This window comes from Metamycoplasma equirhinis (assembly GCF_006385185.1).
Lineage (GTDB): Bacteria > Bacillota_I > Bacilli_A > Mycoplasmatales > Metamycoplasmataceae > Metamycoplasma > Metamycoplasma equirhinis.
In genome coordinates, this window is record NZ_VFIX01000001.1 from 64,151 (window position 1) to 81,805 (window position 17,655).

Sequence of the window (17,655 nt, forward strand, 5' to 3'; positions counted from 1 at the left end):
GTACAATTACATTGTACTTTTTATCGTACATATTTAAAATAATCTTAATTAATCAAACACTATTATGAATTCAATTGCTCGTGTTAATGTAAAAATTAATGCAATTGTTAGAAATAATGGGAAGTTTAACAAATTTATAAATATAAGGAAAATTATGTCAGAAGAAATTAAAGAACAAAAAATTCAACAAACACCTCAACCAAATGAACCCGTAATTGTTTCTCGTGAAAAATTGCTAGAAGCAGGAACATATTTTGGCCACAGAGTAAGTCAATGAAACCCAAAAATGAAACAATATATTTGAGGAAAAAGAATGGGTATTCATATTATTGATATTGCCAAAACTCAAAAAACACTTGAATATGCTTACAAGTTATTAAATAAAATGGCCCAAAAACCTATTTCATTTATTTGAGTAGGAACTAAAAAGCAAGCCAAAAGAGCAATTGAAGCGGCTGCAGAAAGAACAAACTCTGTATATGTTTCAGAACGTTGATTAGGTGGAACATTAACTAACTCACAAACAATTTTTAGAAGTGTTAAAGAATTAGAAAGATTGGAAGAACTTCAAAAAAATAACTATAAAGGTTACACTAAAAAAGAAGGTCTTTTAATGAATAAAAAGATTGATAAATTGCAAAAAAACCTTGGTGGTATTAGAAAATTAGCAAACAAAAATTACACACCACAAGTTATGATTTGTGCATCGCCAGTTGATGATGAAATTGCAATTAGAGAAGCTAAGAAAAAAGGATTAAAAATTTTTGCAATTCAAGATACAAACTCAAATCCAGACTTAGTTGATTTTGTAATTCCAGCAAATGATGACTCAGTAAAATCAATCACTTTAATTACTACAATTTTGGCAGATGCCATTGCAGCAGCTAAAGGTAACGAACAATTGTTTGCCTTCAAAACAAATGAACAAATCATTTTGCCAGAAGATCCTAAACAAGAAAACGCTGCTAATACTTCAGCACCTAAAAGAACTTATGTTCGTAAAGAACAAAAAGAATCAACTTCAGAAGATAAAGAATAATGCAAAATAAGGAGAGCAAGTATGTCAGTAGATTTAACTAAATTAAAAGAATTAAGAGAAAGAACAAACTCAGGTTTTCTAGATTGCAAAAATGCTTTAGAAGAAACAAATAACAATATTGAAGAAGCAATTCAATGATTGCAAGAAAAAGGCATCGTAAAGGCTGCTAAAAAATCTGGTAGAATAGCTGCTGAAGGTATTGTAAGAACCCATATTGAAGGCAATTCAGCAATCTTATTTGAATTAAACTCAGAAACAGATTTCGTTGCAAAAAATCAATTGTTTATTGATTTATCAAACAAAATTGCTCAAAAATTAATTGAAACAAAGTTTGAAACTGAAGAAGATCTAAAATCAATAATCATTGATGGAATGACAATTGAAGAAAATTGCAATTCATTAACCGCTAAAATTGGTGAAAAAATAACATTTAGAAGAGCTATCAAATATGAAGCTCAAGCAGATGAAGTTGTAGCTGGATATACTCACGCTAACAATAGAGTTGCAGTTATCGCCATCGCTAAAGGACAAGACCAAGAAAGCTTAAGACATTTGACAATGCATATTGCAGCGTTAAATCCTGCGTATATTTTTGAAAAAGATATTTGCGAAGTTGAGTTAAAAGGAATTCACGAAAAAATTGATGCGGATCCAAAATTAAACGGTAAACCAGAAAAAATCCAACAATCTATGAAAGCCGGCATGTTAAGAAAAGAATTTGTCGACAAAGGCGTTTTAATGTATCAACCTTTTGTTATGGATGATTCTAAGATAGTTTCTAAGTTTTTAGAAGATAGCAAATTAAAATTGTTGTGTGCAAAACGTTTTGAAGTCGGTGAGGGAATTGAAAAGAAAACAGTAGATTTTGCAACAGAAGTCGCCGAACAAATGAAAATGTAATTTTATAATTTCTTGCCAAAACGGCGAGATTTTTTAATTTTTACCTAGTTTTAAATGCTTTTAATATAATGTTCATTTATCAGTAATATAATTTAATAAGTAAAAATTTATAGGAGAGATATGAAAAAGAAAATTTTATTGAGTGCTTCTTTAATTGCAACAGCTATTACACCTATTGCATTTGTGGCAGCTTCATGTCAAAAAGAATTAACTCAAGAACAAGTTGAAAACCAGACTAAAATTGAAGCAAATAGCAAAGCAATTGAATTAGAAAACTTTACAGAAAAAGATATTAAATACACTGTTCCTAAAGATCACAAAGTAACTAAAATAGATATTGAAAAAATTAAATTGGAAAACAAAGCAGTTGTAACTTTAACAATTGAAAACTCAAAAAAGAAAGTTTATAAAGTTATTTATGTTATAAATGATTTCAAAAAAGTAGAATTAACTCAAGATCAAATATTTGAAGAATGAGCTAAAAACTATCTAAAAAATATTAAATTCGAAGCCACTAATTCTGCAGATGTTGAAGAATTAAAAAAAGCTAATGGAAGCGGATTAACATATTCATACAAAAGCGGTCATATTGTTTGAAAACCAAAAGGTGAAAAAAGCTGAGACAAAGTTATTTTTAAATTAACTGAATTCCCTGGTAGGGCTAAATATCAAATCGTTAATGCGAAAAATCCTACATATCAAAACAAAAAAGGACAAACTGCTCTAAGTTCATTTGTTGACTACAAACTTGATGAAAGTAAAACTAAAATTCAATTAACTTTTAAAGTTGCAAAATTTGATCCGAACGGACACAAAATTAGCGCAAAAGAATTTACTAGCGACTGAATCGAAATTAAATAACAACCTATAATATCATAAAACCTAAGCCAATATGCTTGGGTTTTTAATTTAAAAAAGCCCTAATAAGGGCTAATTATTAATACAATAGTTTATTTATGATATTTAATATTATTTAAAATGGCAAAGCCACGATAAATTTGTTCGGTTAGCATAACACGAAAAAGTTGATGTGGAAATGTCAAATCTGAAAAGGAAATTTTGTTTTGAAAAAACTGTTCATCAACCCCATTGCTTCCGCCAATAATAAAAGTAATATTGTCTTCAACTAATAATGAGGAAAATTCTTTACTATCGATTTTTTGACCACGTAATGATAAATAATAAACAGTAGAATTTTTAGGAATTTTTTCAATAATTAATTTTGTTTCCTTTGAAACCTTGATACCAATATTTTCGTTAACAATTTCTTTAATTTCAATTAAATTTATTTTTGCAAAAAAGGTAATCTTTTTTATATAAGAATCATAAAGTGTTTTATATTCCTTAGTAAGTGAACCGACAGCTATAATATTTATTTTCATTATTTCCTTCGATTGTTTAAATAAAACATTAACATTTGAATATCTGCTGGATTAATGCCACTAATTCTTGATGCTTGGCCTATTGTTGTGGGCCTAATTTGCGAAAGTTTTTGTCTAGCTTCAGTCGCTAAATTATCAACTTTATAATAATCTATATCTTCGGGTAATTTTAAAAGTTCTAAACGCAACATTTTTTCTGCAGCTGATTCTTGCTTTTTCAAATAACCAAAAAGTCTTACTTGAATAGTCAACTCATCAATATATGGATAATCTTCTCCGAGTATATCTTTTGGATTAACTTCAGGATTAGCTAATAACTTCAAATATGAAATTCCGTTATCAACATTATATTTTTGACCAATTTTACTTTTAGAAGAAACATACTGATTTTTTAATTTTTCAATAGTTTCTTGAATAAAATCGTACTTTTTAATTATTTTGCTATATGCATCGGCACCAATCATTTTATTATCAAATGCATATTTAGCTAAACGTTGGTCAACATTGTCATTTCTTAGTAGCAAACGATATTCAGCTCTACTTGTTAACATTCGATATGGTTCATTTGTCCCTTTTGTGACAATATCATCAACTAATACTCCAATATAAGCGTCATTGCGCTTAATTTCCATATTTGGCATATTATCTAATTTGTTTGCAGCATTTATGCCGGCAACAATTCCTTGAGCTGCTGCTTCTTCATATCCGCTTGTTCCGTTAGGTTGCCCTGCCGAGAAAAAATTATTTAAAATTTTAGACTCTAATGATTTATATAAATTAAGCGGGTTAATTGCATCATATTCAATTGCGTAACCATACTTTTGAACCTTCGCGTTTTCAAGCCCAGGCACGGAAGCAATCATTTGATCTTGAACATCTTCTGGCATAGATGTTGAAAGCCCATTTATATACATAATGTCACAACGCGAGGTTTCCGGTTCAAAAAAAATATGATGGGTTTCCTTTTCTGGAAATCTAACAATTTTATCTTCAACACTAGGACAATATCTTGGGCCTATTCCTTTTATAATTCCGGAATATAGTGAACTGCGATTAATATTTTTTAAAATAATATCTTTTGTTCTAGCTGTTGTATGTGTTAAATAACAACAAGTTTGTTCGTCTAATTTAATATTACTTTTAGTCGAAAAACAAAGTTCATTTTTATCTAATATTTCTTTTTCAACTTTAGAAAAATCAATGCTGTCAGTATAAATTCGACAAGGAGTTCCTGTTTTTAACCGAATTATTTCAAATCCGTACTTGGCTAAATTTTTCGAAAGAGTTGAACTTGTTTTTTCGCCGTCAGGGCCGTTGTGTTTAATATCTTTACCTCGCAAAATTCGCGAGTTCATATATACACCTGTCGTCATAATAGTAACTTTTGAAAAAATATCACCATGAGCTAAAGTTTTTACACCTAGGCAGTTTTGGCTATCAACAATTAAATCACTAACCTCATCTTCAATCAATGTTATATTTTTTTGATTTTGAATATCCTCAAGAATTATTTGCGAATATTTGTCTTTATCGATTTGAGCACGCAACGATCACACCGCTGGCCCCTTTGATGTGTTTAACATTTTAATTTGTATCATTGCACGATCAGCAAAAAGCCCTTGGACTCCGCCAAGAGCATCAATTTCACGTGTAATTATTCCTTTTGCTGATCCGCCGATTGATGGGTTACATGGCAACATACCTAGGCGTTTAATGTTTAAAGTAATAAGTGCAACATTAAAGTTACGATTTGCTAATGCATAAGTTGCTTCGATTCCTGCATGACCGCCACCGATGACTATGGCATCATAATTGGATTTCATAATTTACCTATTTTTTGATATTTTCAAGAATTTTTTCAATTCTTTTTGCGTGTGGTTCAACTTGATCAATTAAAAATTCAAGTTCTGGTAATTTCTTGTATCTTCAACTTTTTGAAACCACTGATCTAATAAATGGTGTCATTGTTTCCAATTTTTCTAAATAACGATTTTGATCCTTAAACAAGGTTACATAAACCTTTGCATGTGATCCGTCAGTAGTCAATATCACATCATTCAACGCAATATTAGTTACATCAAAATCCTTAAGTTCATAAAAACTATTACCGATTAATTCTAATAATAGTTGGGTTTTTCTTTGGTGATTAATTGTGTTCATATTATACTAATACATCCTCATAAAATTTTAATTCGTCATCTACTTCTATTTTATCAAAATCTTTAATGTGGGTCCCGAAATCAAAACCTTTTTCTACACTTTTTACATCATTTTTTTCTCTTTTTAGCGAATTAATTTGTCCGCTAAAAATAACTTTGTTTTTTCTTATTACTTCTACTTTTGAAAACTCTTTTACAACGCCAGAAGTTACCATACATCCAGCAATTGTTCCTACCTTTGAATAAAAGAATAATTGTATAACTTGAGCCGTGCCAATTAATTTCTCTTCATACACTGGCTCTTTTAAAGTTGTGATTAAAGCTTGTAACTCTTCAACAATTTTGTAAATAATATTATGTTTAGTTAATTTAATGCCTTTTGATTCAGCTAATTTTTTTATTTCGGCATTAACGTTATTATTAAAAATATAAATTCTTGCATTGGATGTCTCTGCTAACAAAATATCAGCCTTAGTAACCTCTCCAGCAGTAGCTCTGATAACATTAATTGCAATTTCATCATTTTTAATTTTTTGCAATGTTTGTTTTATGGCTTCTGCTGTTCCTTGAACATCTGTTTTTATAATTATATTTACGGTTTTTATTCCATCTTTAAATGAAAACGCATTTTTTTCATTTAATTCTTTTTGTTTGTCAAGATATGCTTTTTCTTCAGCTAACTTTTTAGCAAATTTTTCATCACTTATAACAATAAATTTATCTCCTGATTGAGGATTTTTATTTAAACCAGTTATCACACATGGGGTCCCCGGCAAAGCCTTGGCAAGTGGTTTGCCTTCAATGGTTGCTAAGCTACGGATATTTCCGTATTGACCGCCGGCTACGATAAAGTCACGCGGCAATAATGTACCATTTTGAACTATAACAGTCGAAACAACACCGCGTCCTTTATCGATTTTAGATTCAATAATTGTTCCAATCGGATCGCGATTTAAATTAGCTTTTAAATCTAATAAATCAGCTTGTAAAAAGATAGATTCTAGGAGTTTATCAATATTTTCATTTTTAAATGCTGACCCGTAAATAAATTGAATATCTCCGCCTCATTCTTCGCAAACAATGTCATGTTCACTTAATTGACTTTTTATTCTTTCAACGTCAACTTCTGGCTTATCCATTTTGTTAACAAATATAATAATTGGAACATTAGCAGCTTTTGCGTGATCTATTGCTTCAATAGTTTGTGGTTTAACCCCATCATCTGCGGCAACAACAATAACAACAATATCAGTTATTTTAGCGCCACGTGAACGCATTTCAGTAAATGCCTCATGGCCAGGAGTATCTAAAAATGTAATTTTTCTGCTTTTATGTGTTACTTGATATGCTCCAGTATGCTGAGTAATACCTCCAAATTCGCTTCCTAAAATGTTACTTTTTCTAATTTGATCAATTAGAGTTGTTTTACCATGATCAACGTGTCCCATGATTGTAACAATTGGAGCTCTAGTAACTAAATCATTTGGATCATCAACAACAATTTCGAATTTTTCTAAAATGTTTTGGGCATCCACTGTTTCTTCTTTTTTGAAATCGTAGTTATATTTCAAACATAGTTCTGCAATTTCTTCCTCATTTAATGTTGTATTAATAGTTTTCATAATACCTTGTTTAAAGTAATGAGTCAAAATTTCAGCAGGGCTTTTTTTTATCTTTGTTGCAAATTCTGAAATAGTGAGTGGCCCGCTAAATGTGAAAATACCATCTTCTAATTTAGTTTCAACAGTATTCAAATGGCCTTTTAATGAGGCTACATTTGATGTTCGTTTATTTCCTTTATTCATTTTTCTACCTCCGCTTTCATTGAATTATAAATTTCTATACTAATATTTTGCTTAAATGCACGATTAAGAAGTCTTTTTTTAAATAATATTTCAATTTGATCTTGACTATTTAAACAATAAGCACCCCGACCTGGTTTTGTTTTAGTAGAATCAAAACTTATTACACCGTCTTTATTTTTAACAAAACGTAGTAAATTATTTATTTCATATAATTGTGAATCAACAATTGATTTTCGTAGATAAATTCTTCTATCAATTTTCATCGTCTAAATCACTTAAATCAATATTTTCTAAACCAGCGCTTAAATCATCATCTTTTTTGAAGTCTTTCATTTTAGTAGCTGTAATTTTTTCATAATCTTGCTTTTTGACTTCTTCTTTTTTTAACATATCTTCGATAGAGTCAGAGTAAGGATCAATATCTTCGCTTGCCTTTTCAAAAATTGATGTATTTGCAAATTCTTCTTCAATTTTGTTTAATGTTTCTTCTAATTGATCGTCAAGTGATTCTGAAAACATTTGTTTTTCAAAAATATCATCATTTTGTTGCGCTTTCTGTTTCATTTCTGCAAGTTCATCATCAAAATCGCTAATATTAAAAGTAGTATTTTCAAAATTTTGACGTGACACTGCTGGTTTTCTTTTGAAATTTGATTCAAGTCTCTTACCTTGTTCTAGTTGTTGAATTTCTTCAAGTGTTATATTGCCGTTATTTATATTGAAATCAATATTATTTTCAATAGCTTCTTTTTGACTAATAATATCCAATTTTGCTTTAACTAAATCTGATGCCAGGCTAACGTTTTGTCCTTTTTTCCCGATTGCTAATGTGTGGTGAATTGTTGGCACGATAACTTTATATGTAGGAAAATTGCTTTCTGAAACCTCAATAACATCAATTACTTTTGCTGGACTAATTGCGTTGATAATATATTCTTTTGTGTCATCTGAATATAAAATAGCATCTATTTTTTCGCCATGCAATTGTGCTGATATTGCTTCTATTCTTGTAGAATTATTACCGAAAATTGCACCCAATTCTTTTATTCCTTCAGGCGCTTTTTCTGTTTTTCTAATTGCAACCTTTGCTCTTTCACCAACTATTCTTGCTATCTTAACTATTTCCACATAGCCTGCAGCAATTTCTGGAATTTCTCTTTCGAATAATTTTTCTAATAATTTAGCTTCAGCTGAAGATACAACAACTTGTGTGTTTCCGGTTTCTTTAACCTCTTCAATATAAACATCAATAATCGCACCTGGTTCTAATCTAGCCACAATGCGTGGATTAGAGTTTGACGAAGGCATAAACGCAGGTGTTGCATCTTCTAAAAGTTCTAAATGCATTCCAGAGCGGTCTTTAGAATTAATTCTAGCACTAAGAATTTGGCCGATGCGAGAGCTATATTTATTGAAAATGTTAGATCTTTCTTTTTCGCGCAATGATTGTGAAAAGTGACTTAGTATACGAATATAATCTCTTTTCCCAAATTCTTCAAAATTAATTTCTTCTGACATGGTGTCATCAATTTTTGATTTTGCATTAATTTGTTTAGCAATTTTCAAAGGAATTTCAATGCAACGTTTTAAATCATCTTTTTCTTTGTCGTTTTCAGGATCTTTAACTACAACTTTATTGTGATTAAAAACCTTAAAAATTTCATTATCACGGTCCAAAATAAATTCTAATTCAGCATCGTTATCATATTCTTCAACAATAACTTTTGTTATCGCGTTTTTAATTAATTCAAAAACAAATGATTCATCAATTCCTTTAATATTGGCAAGATTATAAATTTCTCTAAGAAATTCTTTTGATCTTTGATTTGGTACATTGTTTGGTTTGTTCATGTTTCTCCTTATTTGTTGAGAGGAAATATTACTATTTTTATTGCAAAAGGGCTGGCCATAAGCCAACCCTTTTTAATCATGTGATGTAAAAATAGTATTTATATTATATAAATAATTTTGTAATTTTATAAATAATTAAAAAGAAATTATTCTCAAATTAATTTCCCCTGTATACGGTTTTTTTCTTTGTCTATGTCAAGTATTTTTATTTTTACATTATCACCAACCGATACAACATCAAGTGGATGATTAATTCTTATATTTTCATCTTTTTTCATATTGCTAATGTGAATTAAAACATTTTGCTTCAAACCGATGAAAACAAAAGCACCAAAATCAGTAATATTTTGAATTTGACCCATAACTTCTTGGCCGACTTGAATATCATCAATAGATATAATTTTGTCAGAAATAATGAACCCGTCTTTTTCATCTCTAATGTCCTTTTCAGGAGCAATCAAAGAATCTAAAATTAAATTAACATCATAAATATTAATATCTAATTTTTTAGCTAATTCTTCACGATTGGTTTTCTCTAAAATTGATTTATCAAAATTATTAATGTTTATATTTAAATATTCAACAATTTCATCTGCAATAGAATAACTTTCGGGGTGAATATTTGTTTTATCATAGAAATTTTTAGAATCATGTATTCTTAAAAATCCAACCGATTGTTCATATGCTTTTGGCCCTAAACCTTTAACTTTTTTAAGTTCAGCACGAGATTTAAAATTACCGTTTTCCATACGATATTGAACAATATTTTCAGCTATTGTTTTTGATAATCCTGAGATATAAGAAAGAATGACTTTTGTTGCACTATTTAAGTCAACGCCTATTAAGTTAACAACTTTATTTATTTTAAATAAAAGTTCTTCGCCCAATTTCTTTTGATCTACATCATGTTGATATTGACCCACGCCAATTGATTTAGGGTCAATTTTTATTAGCTCGTTAAGTGGATCTTGAAATTTTCTTCCAATATTAATTGCTGAACGATATTCAACTTGTAAATCTGGAAATTCCTCTTGTGCAATTTTTGAGGCAGAATATACCGAAGCACCGACTTCACTAACAATCGCATATTTTACATTTTCGCCTTGATGTTTTTCTTTGCGATGTGACAGTAATTTAGAAATAAATTCCTCTGTTTCACGACTTGCTGTTCCATTGCCAATTACAATCAAATCAATTTTATGTTTATCAATAAATGAATTAACTACATTTATCGATTCAAATCATTCTTCTTTATTATGCGTATGTGGAAAGATAATACCTTTTTCTAAAAAATTACCGTTCCCATCTAAAGCTGCCAATTTACATCCGTTAATATAAGCTGGGTCAATTGCTAAAATACGTTTATTTTTAGTTGCTGGCCAAAGTAACATTTTTTCTAGATTTGAAGCAAATACTTTTATGGCATCTTCTTCTGCTCTAGCAAATAATTCATTTTTCACCTCACGAATTAGTGATGGCATCAAAAGCCTATCTAACGCATCTAAAATACATTCTTGAACTAATTTTGCAGTTCTTTTATTTTTAAAAAACATTTCATTCAAGTTATAAATAATGTATTTTTCATTGTATGAAATATCGTAAGAAATTATTTTTTTATCTTCGGCTCTTGTAATCGCTAGAATTCTATGATTTGGAATCTTGTTTGTTTTTTCGCTATAGTCGTAGTATTGCTCAAAAGTCTTCTCTTCATCTACTGCATTTTTCTTTAATTTTGTTTTAATTGTCCCAAAGTTTCAAAGTTGATGCTTAATAAATTCTCGCGCTTTAATATCTTGCGAAATATTTTGAGCAATAATAAATTTTGTCTGGCTTAAAACTTCCTCTTCGGTTTTTAATTTATCGCAAATATATTTCTTCGCTTCGGCATACATATTAAATTTTTCGTCGCTATTATTCAGTATTTCAACAGCAAGTGGCAAAAGACCTAATGCAATGGCTTCAGATGCTTTAGTTTTTTTACCAATTTTAAATGGTTCGTAAATGTTTTCAACTGTTTGTTTGGTCTCAGCTAATTTAATTTTGTTTTCTAATTCATTAGTAAGCAAACCGTTTTCTTTTAAAATACCAATAACATATTCTTTTCTTTTTTCTAATTCAACATCATAAATATAAAAATCATTAATTTTTGCAATCGTATCTTCATCTAACCCGCCAGTAACATTTTTACGGTAACGGGAAATAAAAGGTATTGTAGAACCTTCTTCTAGTAATTTTAAAGTAGCTGATACTTGACCTTCATTTAAAGATAATTTTTTAGCAACATTTGCAATTGATGTAGACATATTTTCTCCTTAATCATTATTTTAGAAATTATATAAAAGAAAATTTAAAGCTAATTAAACTAGGGAAACAATTGTGAAAATGCAAAATAAAAAGAGACAATTGCCTCTTTTTTCTAATGTAAACACTATCATTTACTAATAGCGTTGCCTTCTGAGTCCTTTTGTACTCCACAAAGTGCTAGTATAAAGTCGATTAATGCTCAAATACCAAGGCCACCTAAGGTTAGTAATTTTGCAACACCTAAACCAATTCTTCCAGCATAAAATCTATCAACACCTCATCCTCCAAAAAAGAATGATAAGATTGATAAAACTGTTCTACTTTTGTTTGACATGTTGTTTTCCTTTCAAAATAATTTTACTTATTTTTTTAAATTAGTTAAATAATTTATTAATTTTTAAGAAAATTTTTGAATTCCTCGGTTGCTGTCACTAATGCTATTGCAATGGCTTCTTCGCGTGTTGAATGACCTGCACCATCAATAATTCTCAAATCTGAATTTTGCATTTTTTTATGCAATAAATAAGCTCCTATGGGGCGGCAATCCATATCATATCTTCCGTGAATAATAATGGTTTTAATGTGTGTGATTTTTTCGCAATTTGCTAAAATAAAATTATCATCTTCTAAAAAAATATGATTGTAAAAATAATTATTTTCAAGACGTGCTAATTCCAAATTTGCTTTTTTATCTTGTAAAATTTCTTCAATCTCCTTAATTGGATTTAATGTAATTAACCCTAACTCTCACTTTGCTCAATGATATGCCGCATTTTCTGCAATTTTTTCATCTTTTGAATTAAGCAATTCATGATAAGCTGAAATTAAATTATTTCGCTTAGAGGGTTCAATCACTTCACTATATTCTTTATATTCTTTAGGAAAATAAAATGAAGCACCACTTTGATACAATCAATTATCATCTTCCTTTCTTCCTAAAAAAATACCTCTTAAAATTAAACCGTTTACTCTTTTTGGATGATAAATAGAATAAATTAAACTAAGCGTTGAACCTCATGATCCGCCAAATAATGTTCATTTTTCTATTTTTAAAAATTCGCGTATTTTTTCAATATCACTAACCAAATCTAGGGTAGTGTTTTCTTCAATACAAGCTGTTGGAGTGCTCTTGCCGCATCCACGTTGATCAAATAATATAATTCGATAAAATTTTGGGTCAAAATACTGTGACGCACTTTCTGAAAATCCTCCGCCCGGGCCTCCATGAACAAATAAAATTGGTTTGCCGTTTGGGTTTCCTACTTCTTCAAAATAAATTGAATGCAAACCGCTAACTTTTAATCTGCCTGTATTATATGGTTTGTTAATTTCATATAGTTTCATTTTTCCTCTTTTATTAAGTTAGAATTTACGAATTTTATGTCTTAATTTAAGACCAAAAATTTGTAATAGAATGCCAATAAGTTTTAAATTTGTTTTGTTAAAAATGTTTGTTGTGACACCAATAAGAAATTTTTTAGCCAAAATGCTAATATATCTAATTTTCGAAAGTTTTCTAAAATCAATACTTTTATATAAACTTATACTTCTCATTATTTTATAAAGTACATTCGCCATATATTCAACTGATTTTTCATTGTTTAAGGTATTTTGAATTTTAGTGATAATTTTATTTAAATGTTTTCATTCTTTAAAGCTCAGTTCATTATGATTAATGCGGATGATGTTAGTAATAATTTCTGAAAAATCTTCTAAATTGGTATGCGAATATTCGTCAATAAATTTAATTGTTAAAACAAAAATTTCTTTGATTGTTTTTTCATTTTCAACAATAAACGAGGTAAAAAACTCATCAAAATCAATATATTTTTTTAAATTATTTAACTCAAAAGAATTGCCTAAAGATTCACTTAAGATCTTAAATTTTTCAACAACGTTTGTGTCATAACTCATTTTATTAATTAACTTAGTAACACTATAATTATTAAAAATGATTGAATTATGGTTCTTAAAATCATCATTTAGCAAATTAATCATTTGTTTGATATTTTGCTTAGACTCAAAAGTTATTTGTTCGTATCATTCTTTAAATAATAAGTAAACATTTTTAGCGTTTTCTTTAAAAATAGCGTTTAAAAATGTAGCAAGTTTTTGCTTTTTATTTTTGATGTAAATAAATTCGCAATTATATAAAATTTTGATCATTGTTTCAGAACGTAGCGAATAATTAAAAAGCTTTAATACATTTTCATCAGTTATTACTTCATTGCGGATAAATGTGCTTAATTTAGCATCTTTTGGAAATAGTTTCAAAATAAAAATTAATTTTTCAAGCGTCAATGATGATAATGAAACATAATCCTCGCGTTTAGCGATATTATTTGTTGCATCATAATTTTCCAGCAGTTCTTTGGTTTCACGCTTAAATAAGGCAAAATATGGATTTTGAACGGTATTTTTTTTATCAAGTCAAGCGCGAAGAATATAAACAATATGATTAACATTATTGGGCAATGAAAATATTTTAGTAATTTTTTGTTCAATGCGGTTAAATTTATAATTCAATTTCTTTATTGAACAATTTTTAATACGTTTCAAATAACCTTGATTAAATGAATCAAAAATTAAATTGTTTTCATTGACATATGCAAATAATGTTCTTGCAATTTGTTTATATCCATTTTCAGTTGGATGAACATCAAAAAGGTTTTCACATAAAATATCAACATGTTTTTTTCAATATGAAAACGAAAAAACCTTCAAAAAATGGCATTTTCTATCAATGCAAGCATCACGTATTGTTTCATTTAAGTAAATATTTATTTGTTTAAATAAATCTTCGTAAACTACCGGGTTTATTTTCTTTAATGACTTCTCATATGAAGTTAAAAAAGGCATAAACGGTGGAATATATGAAAGCAAAATAATATTTGCTTCCGAGTTAATTTGCCTTATTTTAAGCATCATATTTTTATATTGCGTGCCAATTTTTTGGCCCAAGTCTCGTAATTTTTCGTAAAGCTTCTGTTTTAATTTTAATTGTTTATAAATATTGTGTTCGTTTAATATCTTATTAAACAAAGCAAACGAAAAAGAACTTTGAAATTCATTACCACCAATCGAAATAGAAATTAAATCACTTTTCTTAATTGCAGCACTTAACCTATTTGAATTAATTTCAAAATTTTCCTTTACGCTTAAATGACCTTCTAAACTTCAAACATTTTCTTGAATTTGAATATCAGCAAATTTTTCTATGTCCTTATTTATTTGAATAAGATTAATAAATTCTTGTGCAAAATCTTCCTTTTTATCAAGTAAATTAATTACATCATTAATACGCATTACTGATGATGCATAATTTTCATAATTAAAATTTTGCCAAAAATTACTGTAATTATTATGTTCGCAGTAATCTTTTAAAAGCAAAGTAAAATAATCGCCATAACTATAGCCCGAAGCTAGTTCATTGCCAATTTTAAATCCACAACTTCCACACCCTAATTTACTATTAAAACCTTGGGCAATGGAATCGCCGATTGAAAGAAAATTAAACGTTTTTTTATTCATAATCAATTATTATACAAATAAAATAAAACAATAATCTTAATTGAAATTATTGTGTTTCTATTTCAGTTGTTACATTGTGTTTTCAATTAGTTTTTCATGCCACTATTTCAAATAATAATCAACGCAATATATCAATTGAATAAAAAGCGAAATAAGCTAATTCTAAAGATAAAGCATGGCTGCTATTGTGTAATGGAATTACGATAGCAAACGCGATAACAATTAATCAAATGAATGAAATTCATTGTGCTGACAGCATAGTAAAGGATGCAACATTGTTTCTACCGCCTGCACGTGGTAAGGCAGCAGATGTATAAAACCAACACCAAACAGGATTGAATACTAAAAATGTTAGACATGATAGCAAAAAGGTTTTTCTAAAAGTAAATTTAGTAAATTCTTGAGCGTTTTTAACTCAAAGATCATATACGCTACTTTCGCCAATTTGCGGAATTTTACCGGTTAAATTAATTGTATCTACTATCTTTTTGTCTGACAAATTAGCTGGATCTAAAATGCCTAAAATGTAATCTTTTTTATCTTGACTATAAAGTAAATCTTTTACACCGTTAACCGTTCCTTTTGAAGTGTTTGGTGAATATGCAATTAAAAACACTATTCCTAGCATAATAGTTGACATTATTATTCCTGCGAGCGCATGAAATCCTTTTAATGCATGTGAATGTTTCTCTGCTTCTTCAAAATTGTTTTCACCCAATTTAGAAGCAACAAAATAAGAAACATTACTTGAACAAACGCTAGTAACGGCAGAAGCAATAGAGGAAAGGCTTTCAACTAATCCTAAAATAGTTACCCCACTTATTCCCATTCATTTTTGTCCGATGCCAGAGCCTACTTCAATATTTTCGGGAAAAGCCTTACTTCAAACAATCATTCTTAAGGGAATTGTTATCATTCCAACAATGGTAATTATCATAGCAAAACTACGCTTTAAAATCTGTTTTGCAATTTTTTTGGATATGTGAAATAGTTTAAAAAAGTTAATAAAAATATTTCGATCCTTAAAATAAGTTAATAGTGAATCAGATAACAAGCAAACTATTGCACTGATTATTGATCCAATTGCTGCATAATATGCATCTTTTTTAAAACCTAGCAAACAAATTGCATTTATAGAAGCGTTTACAATTAAAGTACTAAAAGCTGAGATAAAGGCAAGTTTTGAGTGCCCTGTTTCATTTAAAAGCATATTGGTATTAAAATTAAAAGAAGTAATTAATCATGATATTATAATTAATCATAGATAATTTTTTGCTTGAAACATCGTATTTGCATTTATGTTTTTATTTCCCACTAATTGAATCATTTGCTCGCCGGCTACTCAACACGGAATAGCAAAACAAAGTGAAATAATTAAATACATAATTATTCTTAAATTCATTATTTGCTTAACTTTATCATAATCTTTTTTGCCATAGTACTGACCCACAAACATTGCTGTTATTCCTTGAATGGCAAAAAACACCGTATACATTATTCCGGTGTAAGTATTAGCATAAGTTAATGCATCAATACCACCAGTTATGTTGGTAACCATAAAATTGTCTAAAAATCCATTAAGGCAAAAAAGAATTTCGCCGATTATAATCGGAATAGTTTTAGCAAAATATAGTTTTCAATCAACTTTATTTTGAGGAAAGATGCGTCTAAATATATTTGAATGTGCCTGTTTAATCATAAGCAAACACCTCATCTTTCTATTTTATAAAGACCAAATTTTTTCTTTAATTTCTTTTATTGTTAATTTATCATCTAATTTTAAATTTTTTATTTGCTTTATTAATTCACGTTTATATGAAAGTTCTTTTAGCAAAGTATTAGTTTCATCGGGATGATTTACTATATATAGCATTTTGTGAACATCATCTCGCGAATATTTTTGTAATTCTCGTAAAAGCGTTTTAGCATCAAGTTCGATTAAAAATTTTTTACGCTTATCATTTGCTCGTAAATCTTTGAGGGAATTTGTATAAAGCCAATAACCGGCAAATGATGCAATTGCACCATTACGGTCTTGAAGCGCATTTTTCAAATACTCATCATTACTTTTATCTAACATACGCTTAATTTTAGAAAAATAAGGCTTTTCGAAAAATTTTCCCGTTAATTTTGAAAGTGAAACAGTTTCATTGGTTATTAAAGCTTTTACGTCATTATTAGGGAATAATTTTTTAATACATTTGTGTTCCAAAACGGGATTATGACCCACAAAAACAATATCTTTTAAACTGAGTTTAGGATTGATTCTACTAATGTCTCTTAAAATACATTTTTTGATTGTATTTCACATTGATCCCAAATTATTATGCTTTTTAAAATCCATTATAAAAGTTGCTGATTCAAATTGATTTTTAGTGTTTAAAAGTCCTAGCGTATAAGCATAGGGTGTTCCACTAGGAATGTTTATTAAACGAGCAAAAGGGTTAGTTATTGCTTCAAAATCAATATAAACACTATTTAAATTCATATTTATAATTATATAGAATTTAAGGTTTACAAATCGCTAAATTTTCAACAGGTAACTTTGGTAAATTAAAATCTTTCGCACAAGCTTATTAAATAATTACTTTAAACGTAAATTTTTATAACTAAGAGCAATAATTTATAAAAAATCGCTAACATTAACAACTATTTAAAAAATATTAGTTTAGAAAATATTAAAA

15 protein-coding genes are annotated in these 17,655 nt (G+C 28.6%); 3 read left to right on the plus strand and 12 right to left on the minus strand.

The window, feature by feature from the left end; genetic code table 4:
- The first annotated feature begins 154 nt into the window (after nt 1–154).
- The 3 genes from rpsB (at nt 155) to FJM08_RS07095 (ending at nt 2,800) form a co-directional block, all read left to right on the plus strand.
- A complete protein-coding gene (gene rpsB / locus FJM08_RS07090) occupies nt 155–1,039 on the plus strand; it encodes a 30S ribosomal protein S2 (protein WP_140031283.1) in 885 nt (294 codons plus the stop codon).
- 21 nt (nt 1,040–1,060) lie between these two features.
- Entirely contained in the window at nt 1,061–1,939 is an 879-nt protein-coding gene (gene tsf, locus FJM08_RS00275) for a translation elongation factor Ts (protein ID WP_140031222.1), read from the plus strand.
- A 120-nt stretch (nt 1,940–2,059) separates the two neighbouring features.
- Entirely contained in the window at nt 2,060–2,800 is a 741-nt protein-coding gene (locus FJM08_RS07095) for a variable surface lipoprotein (RefSeq protein ID WP_140031223.1), read from the plus strand.
- An 89-nt stretch (nt 2,801–2,889) separates the two neighbouring features.
- Here FJM08_RS07095 and FJM08_RS00285 read toward each other — a convergent pair whose 3' ends face one another.
- From FJM08_RS00285 to FJM08_RS00340, 12 genes are all read right to left on the minus strand, one after another.
- Nucleotides 2,890–3,321 carry a 23S rRNA (pseudouridine(1915)-N(3))-methyltransferase RlmH gene (locus tag FJM08_RS00285; protein ID WP_140031224.1) on the minus strand — a complete coding sequence of 144 codons (432 nt, stop codon included), beginning with the start codon at nt 3,319–3,321 and terminating at the stop codon, nt 2,890–2,892.
- The gene (mnmG, locus tag FJM08_RS00290) at nt 3,321–5,144 is read right to left on the minus strand and encodes a tRNA uridine-5-carboxymethylaminomethyl(34) synthesis enzyme MnmG (RefSeq protein ID WP_140031225.1); all 1,824 of its coding nucleotides are present in this window, start codon (nt 5,142–5,144) and stop codon (nt 3,321–3,323) included. Before mnmG ends, FJM08_RS00285 begins: the two co-directional genes overlap by 1 nt.
- Nucleotides 5,145–5,151: 7 nt before the next feature.
- A complete protein-coding gene (gene rbfA / locus FJM08_RS00295) occupies nt 5,152–5,481 on the minus strand; it encodes a 30S ribosome-binding factor RbfA (RefSeq protein ID WP_140031226.1) in 330 nt (109 codons plus the stop codon).
- A 1-nt stretch (nt 5,482) separates the two neighbouring features.
- A complete protein-coding gene (infB, locus tag FJM08_RS07100; RefSeq protein ID WP_140031227.1) occupies nt 5,483–7,285 on the minus strand; it encodes a translation initiation factor IF-2 in 1,803 nt (600 codons plus the stop codon).
- Nucleotides 7,252–7,548 carry a YlxR family protein gene (locus FJM08_RS00305; RefSeq protein ID WP_140031228.1) on the minus strand — a complete coding sequence of 99 codons (297 nt, stop codon included), beginning with the start codon at nt 7,546–7,548 and terminating at the stop codon, nt 7,252–7,254. The genes infB and FJM08_RS00305 overlap by 34 nt, the downstream gene beginning before the upstream one ends.
- On the minus strand, nt 7,535–9,136 hold the full coding sequence (nusA, locus tag FJM08_RS00310) for a transcription termination factor NusA (RefSeq protein ID WP_140031229.1): 1,602 nt from the start codon (nt 9,134–9,136) through the stop codon (nt 7,535–7,537). The genes FJM08_RS00305 and nusA overlap by 14 nt, the downstream gene beginning before the upstream one ends.
- Nucleotides 9,137–9,282: 146 nt before the next feature.
- A complete protein-coding gene (locus FJM08_RS07105; protein ID WP_140031230.1) occupies nt 9,283–11,439 on the minus strand; it encodes a helix-hairpin-helix domain-containing protein in 2,157 nt (718 codons plus the stop codon).
- Nucleotides 11,440–11,564: 125 nt separating this feature from the next.
- Nucleotides 11,565–11,774 carry a TM2 domain-containing protein gene (locus FJM08_RS07110; RefSeq protein ID WP_140031231.1) on the minus strand — a complete coding sequence of 70 codons (210 nt, stop codon included), beginning with the start codon at nt 11,772–11,774 and terminating at the stop codon, nt 11,565–11,567.
- 56 nt (nt 11,775–11,830) lie between these two features.
- Nucleotides 11,831–12,784 (minus strand): prolyl aminopeptidase, encoded by a 954-nt coding sequence (gene pip, locus FJM08_RS07115; protein ID WP_140031232.1) that lies wholly within the window; start codon nt 12,782–12,784, stop codon nt 11,831–11,833.
- Nucleotides 12,785–12,802: 18 nt separating this feature from the next.
- The gene (locus FJM08_RS07120) at nt 12,803–14,971 is read right to left on the minus strand and encodes an SGNH/GDSL hydrolase family protein (protein WP_140031233.1); all 2,169 of its coding nucleotides are present in this window, start codon (nt 14,969–14,971) and stop codon (nt 12,803–12,805) included.
- 46 nt (nt 14,972–15,017) lie between these two features.
- Nucleotides 15,018–16,670 (minus strand): MATE family efflux transporter, encoded by a 1,653-nt coding sequence (locus FJM08_RS07125; protein WP_306769752.1) that lies wholly within the window; start codon nt 16,668–16,670, stop codon nt 15,018–15,020.
- A 24-nt stretch (nt 16,671–16,694) separates the two neighbouring features.
- Nucleotides 16,695–17,459 carry a DUF2779 domain-containing protein gene (locus FJM08_RS00340; protein ID WP_140031235.1) on the minus strand — a complete coding sequence of 255 codons (765 nt, stop codon included), beginning with the start codon at nt 17,457–17,459 and terminating at the stop codon, nt 16,695–16,697.
- Between the last annotated feature and the right edge of the window lie 196 nt (nt 17,460–17,655).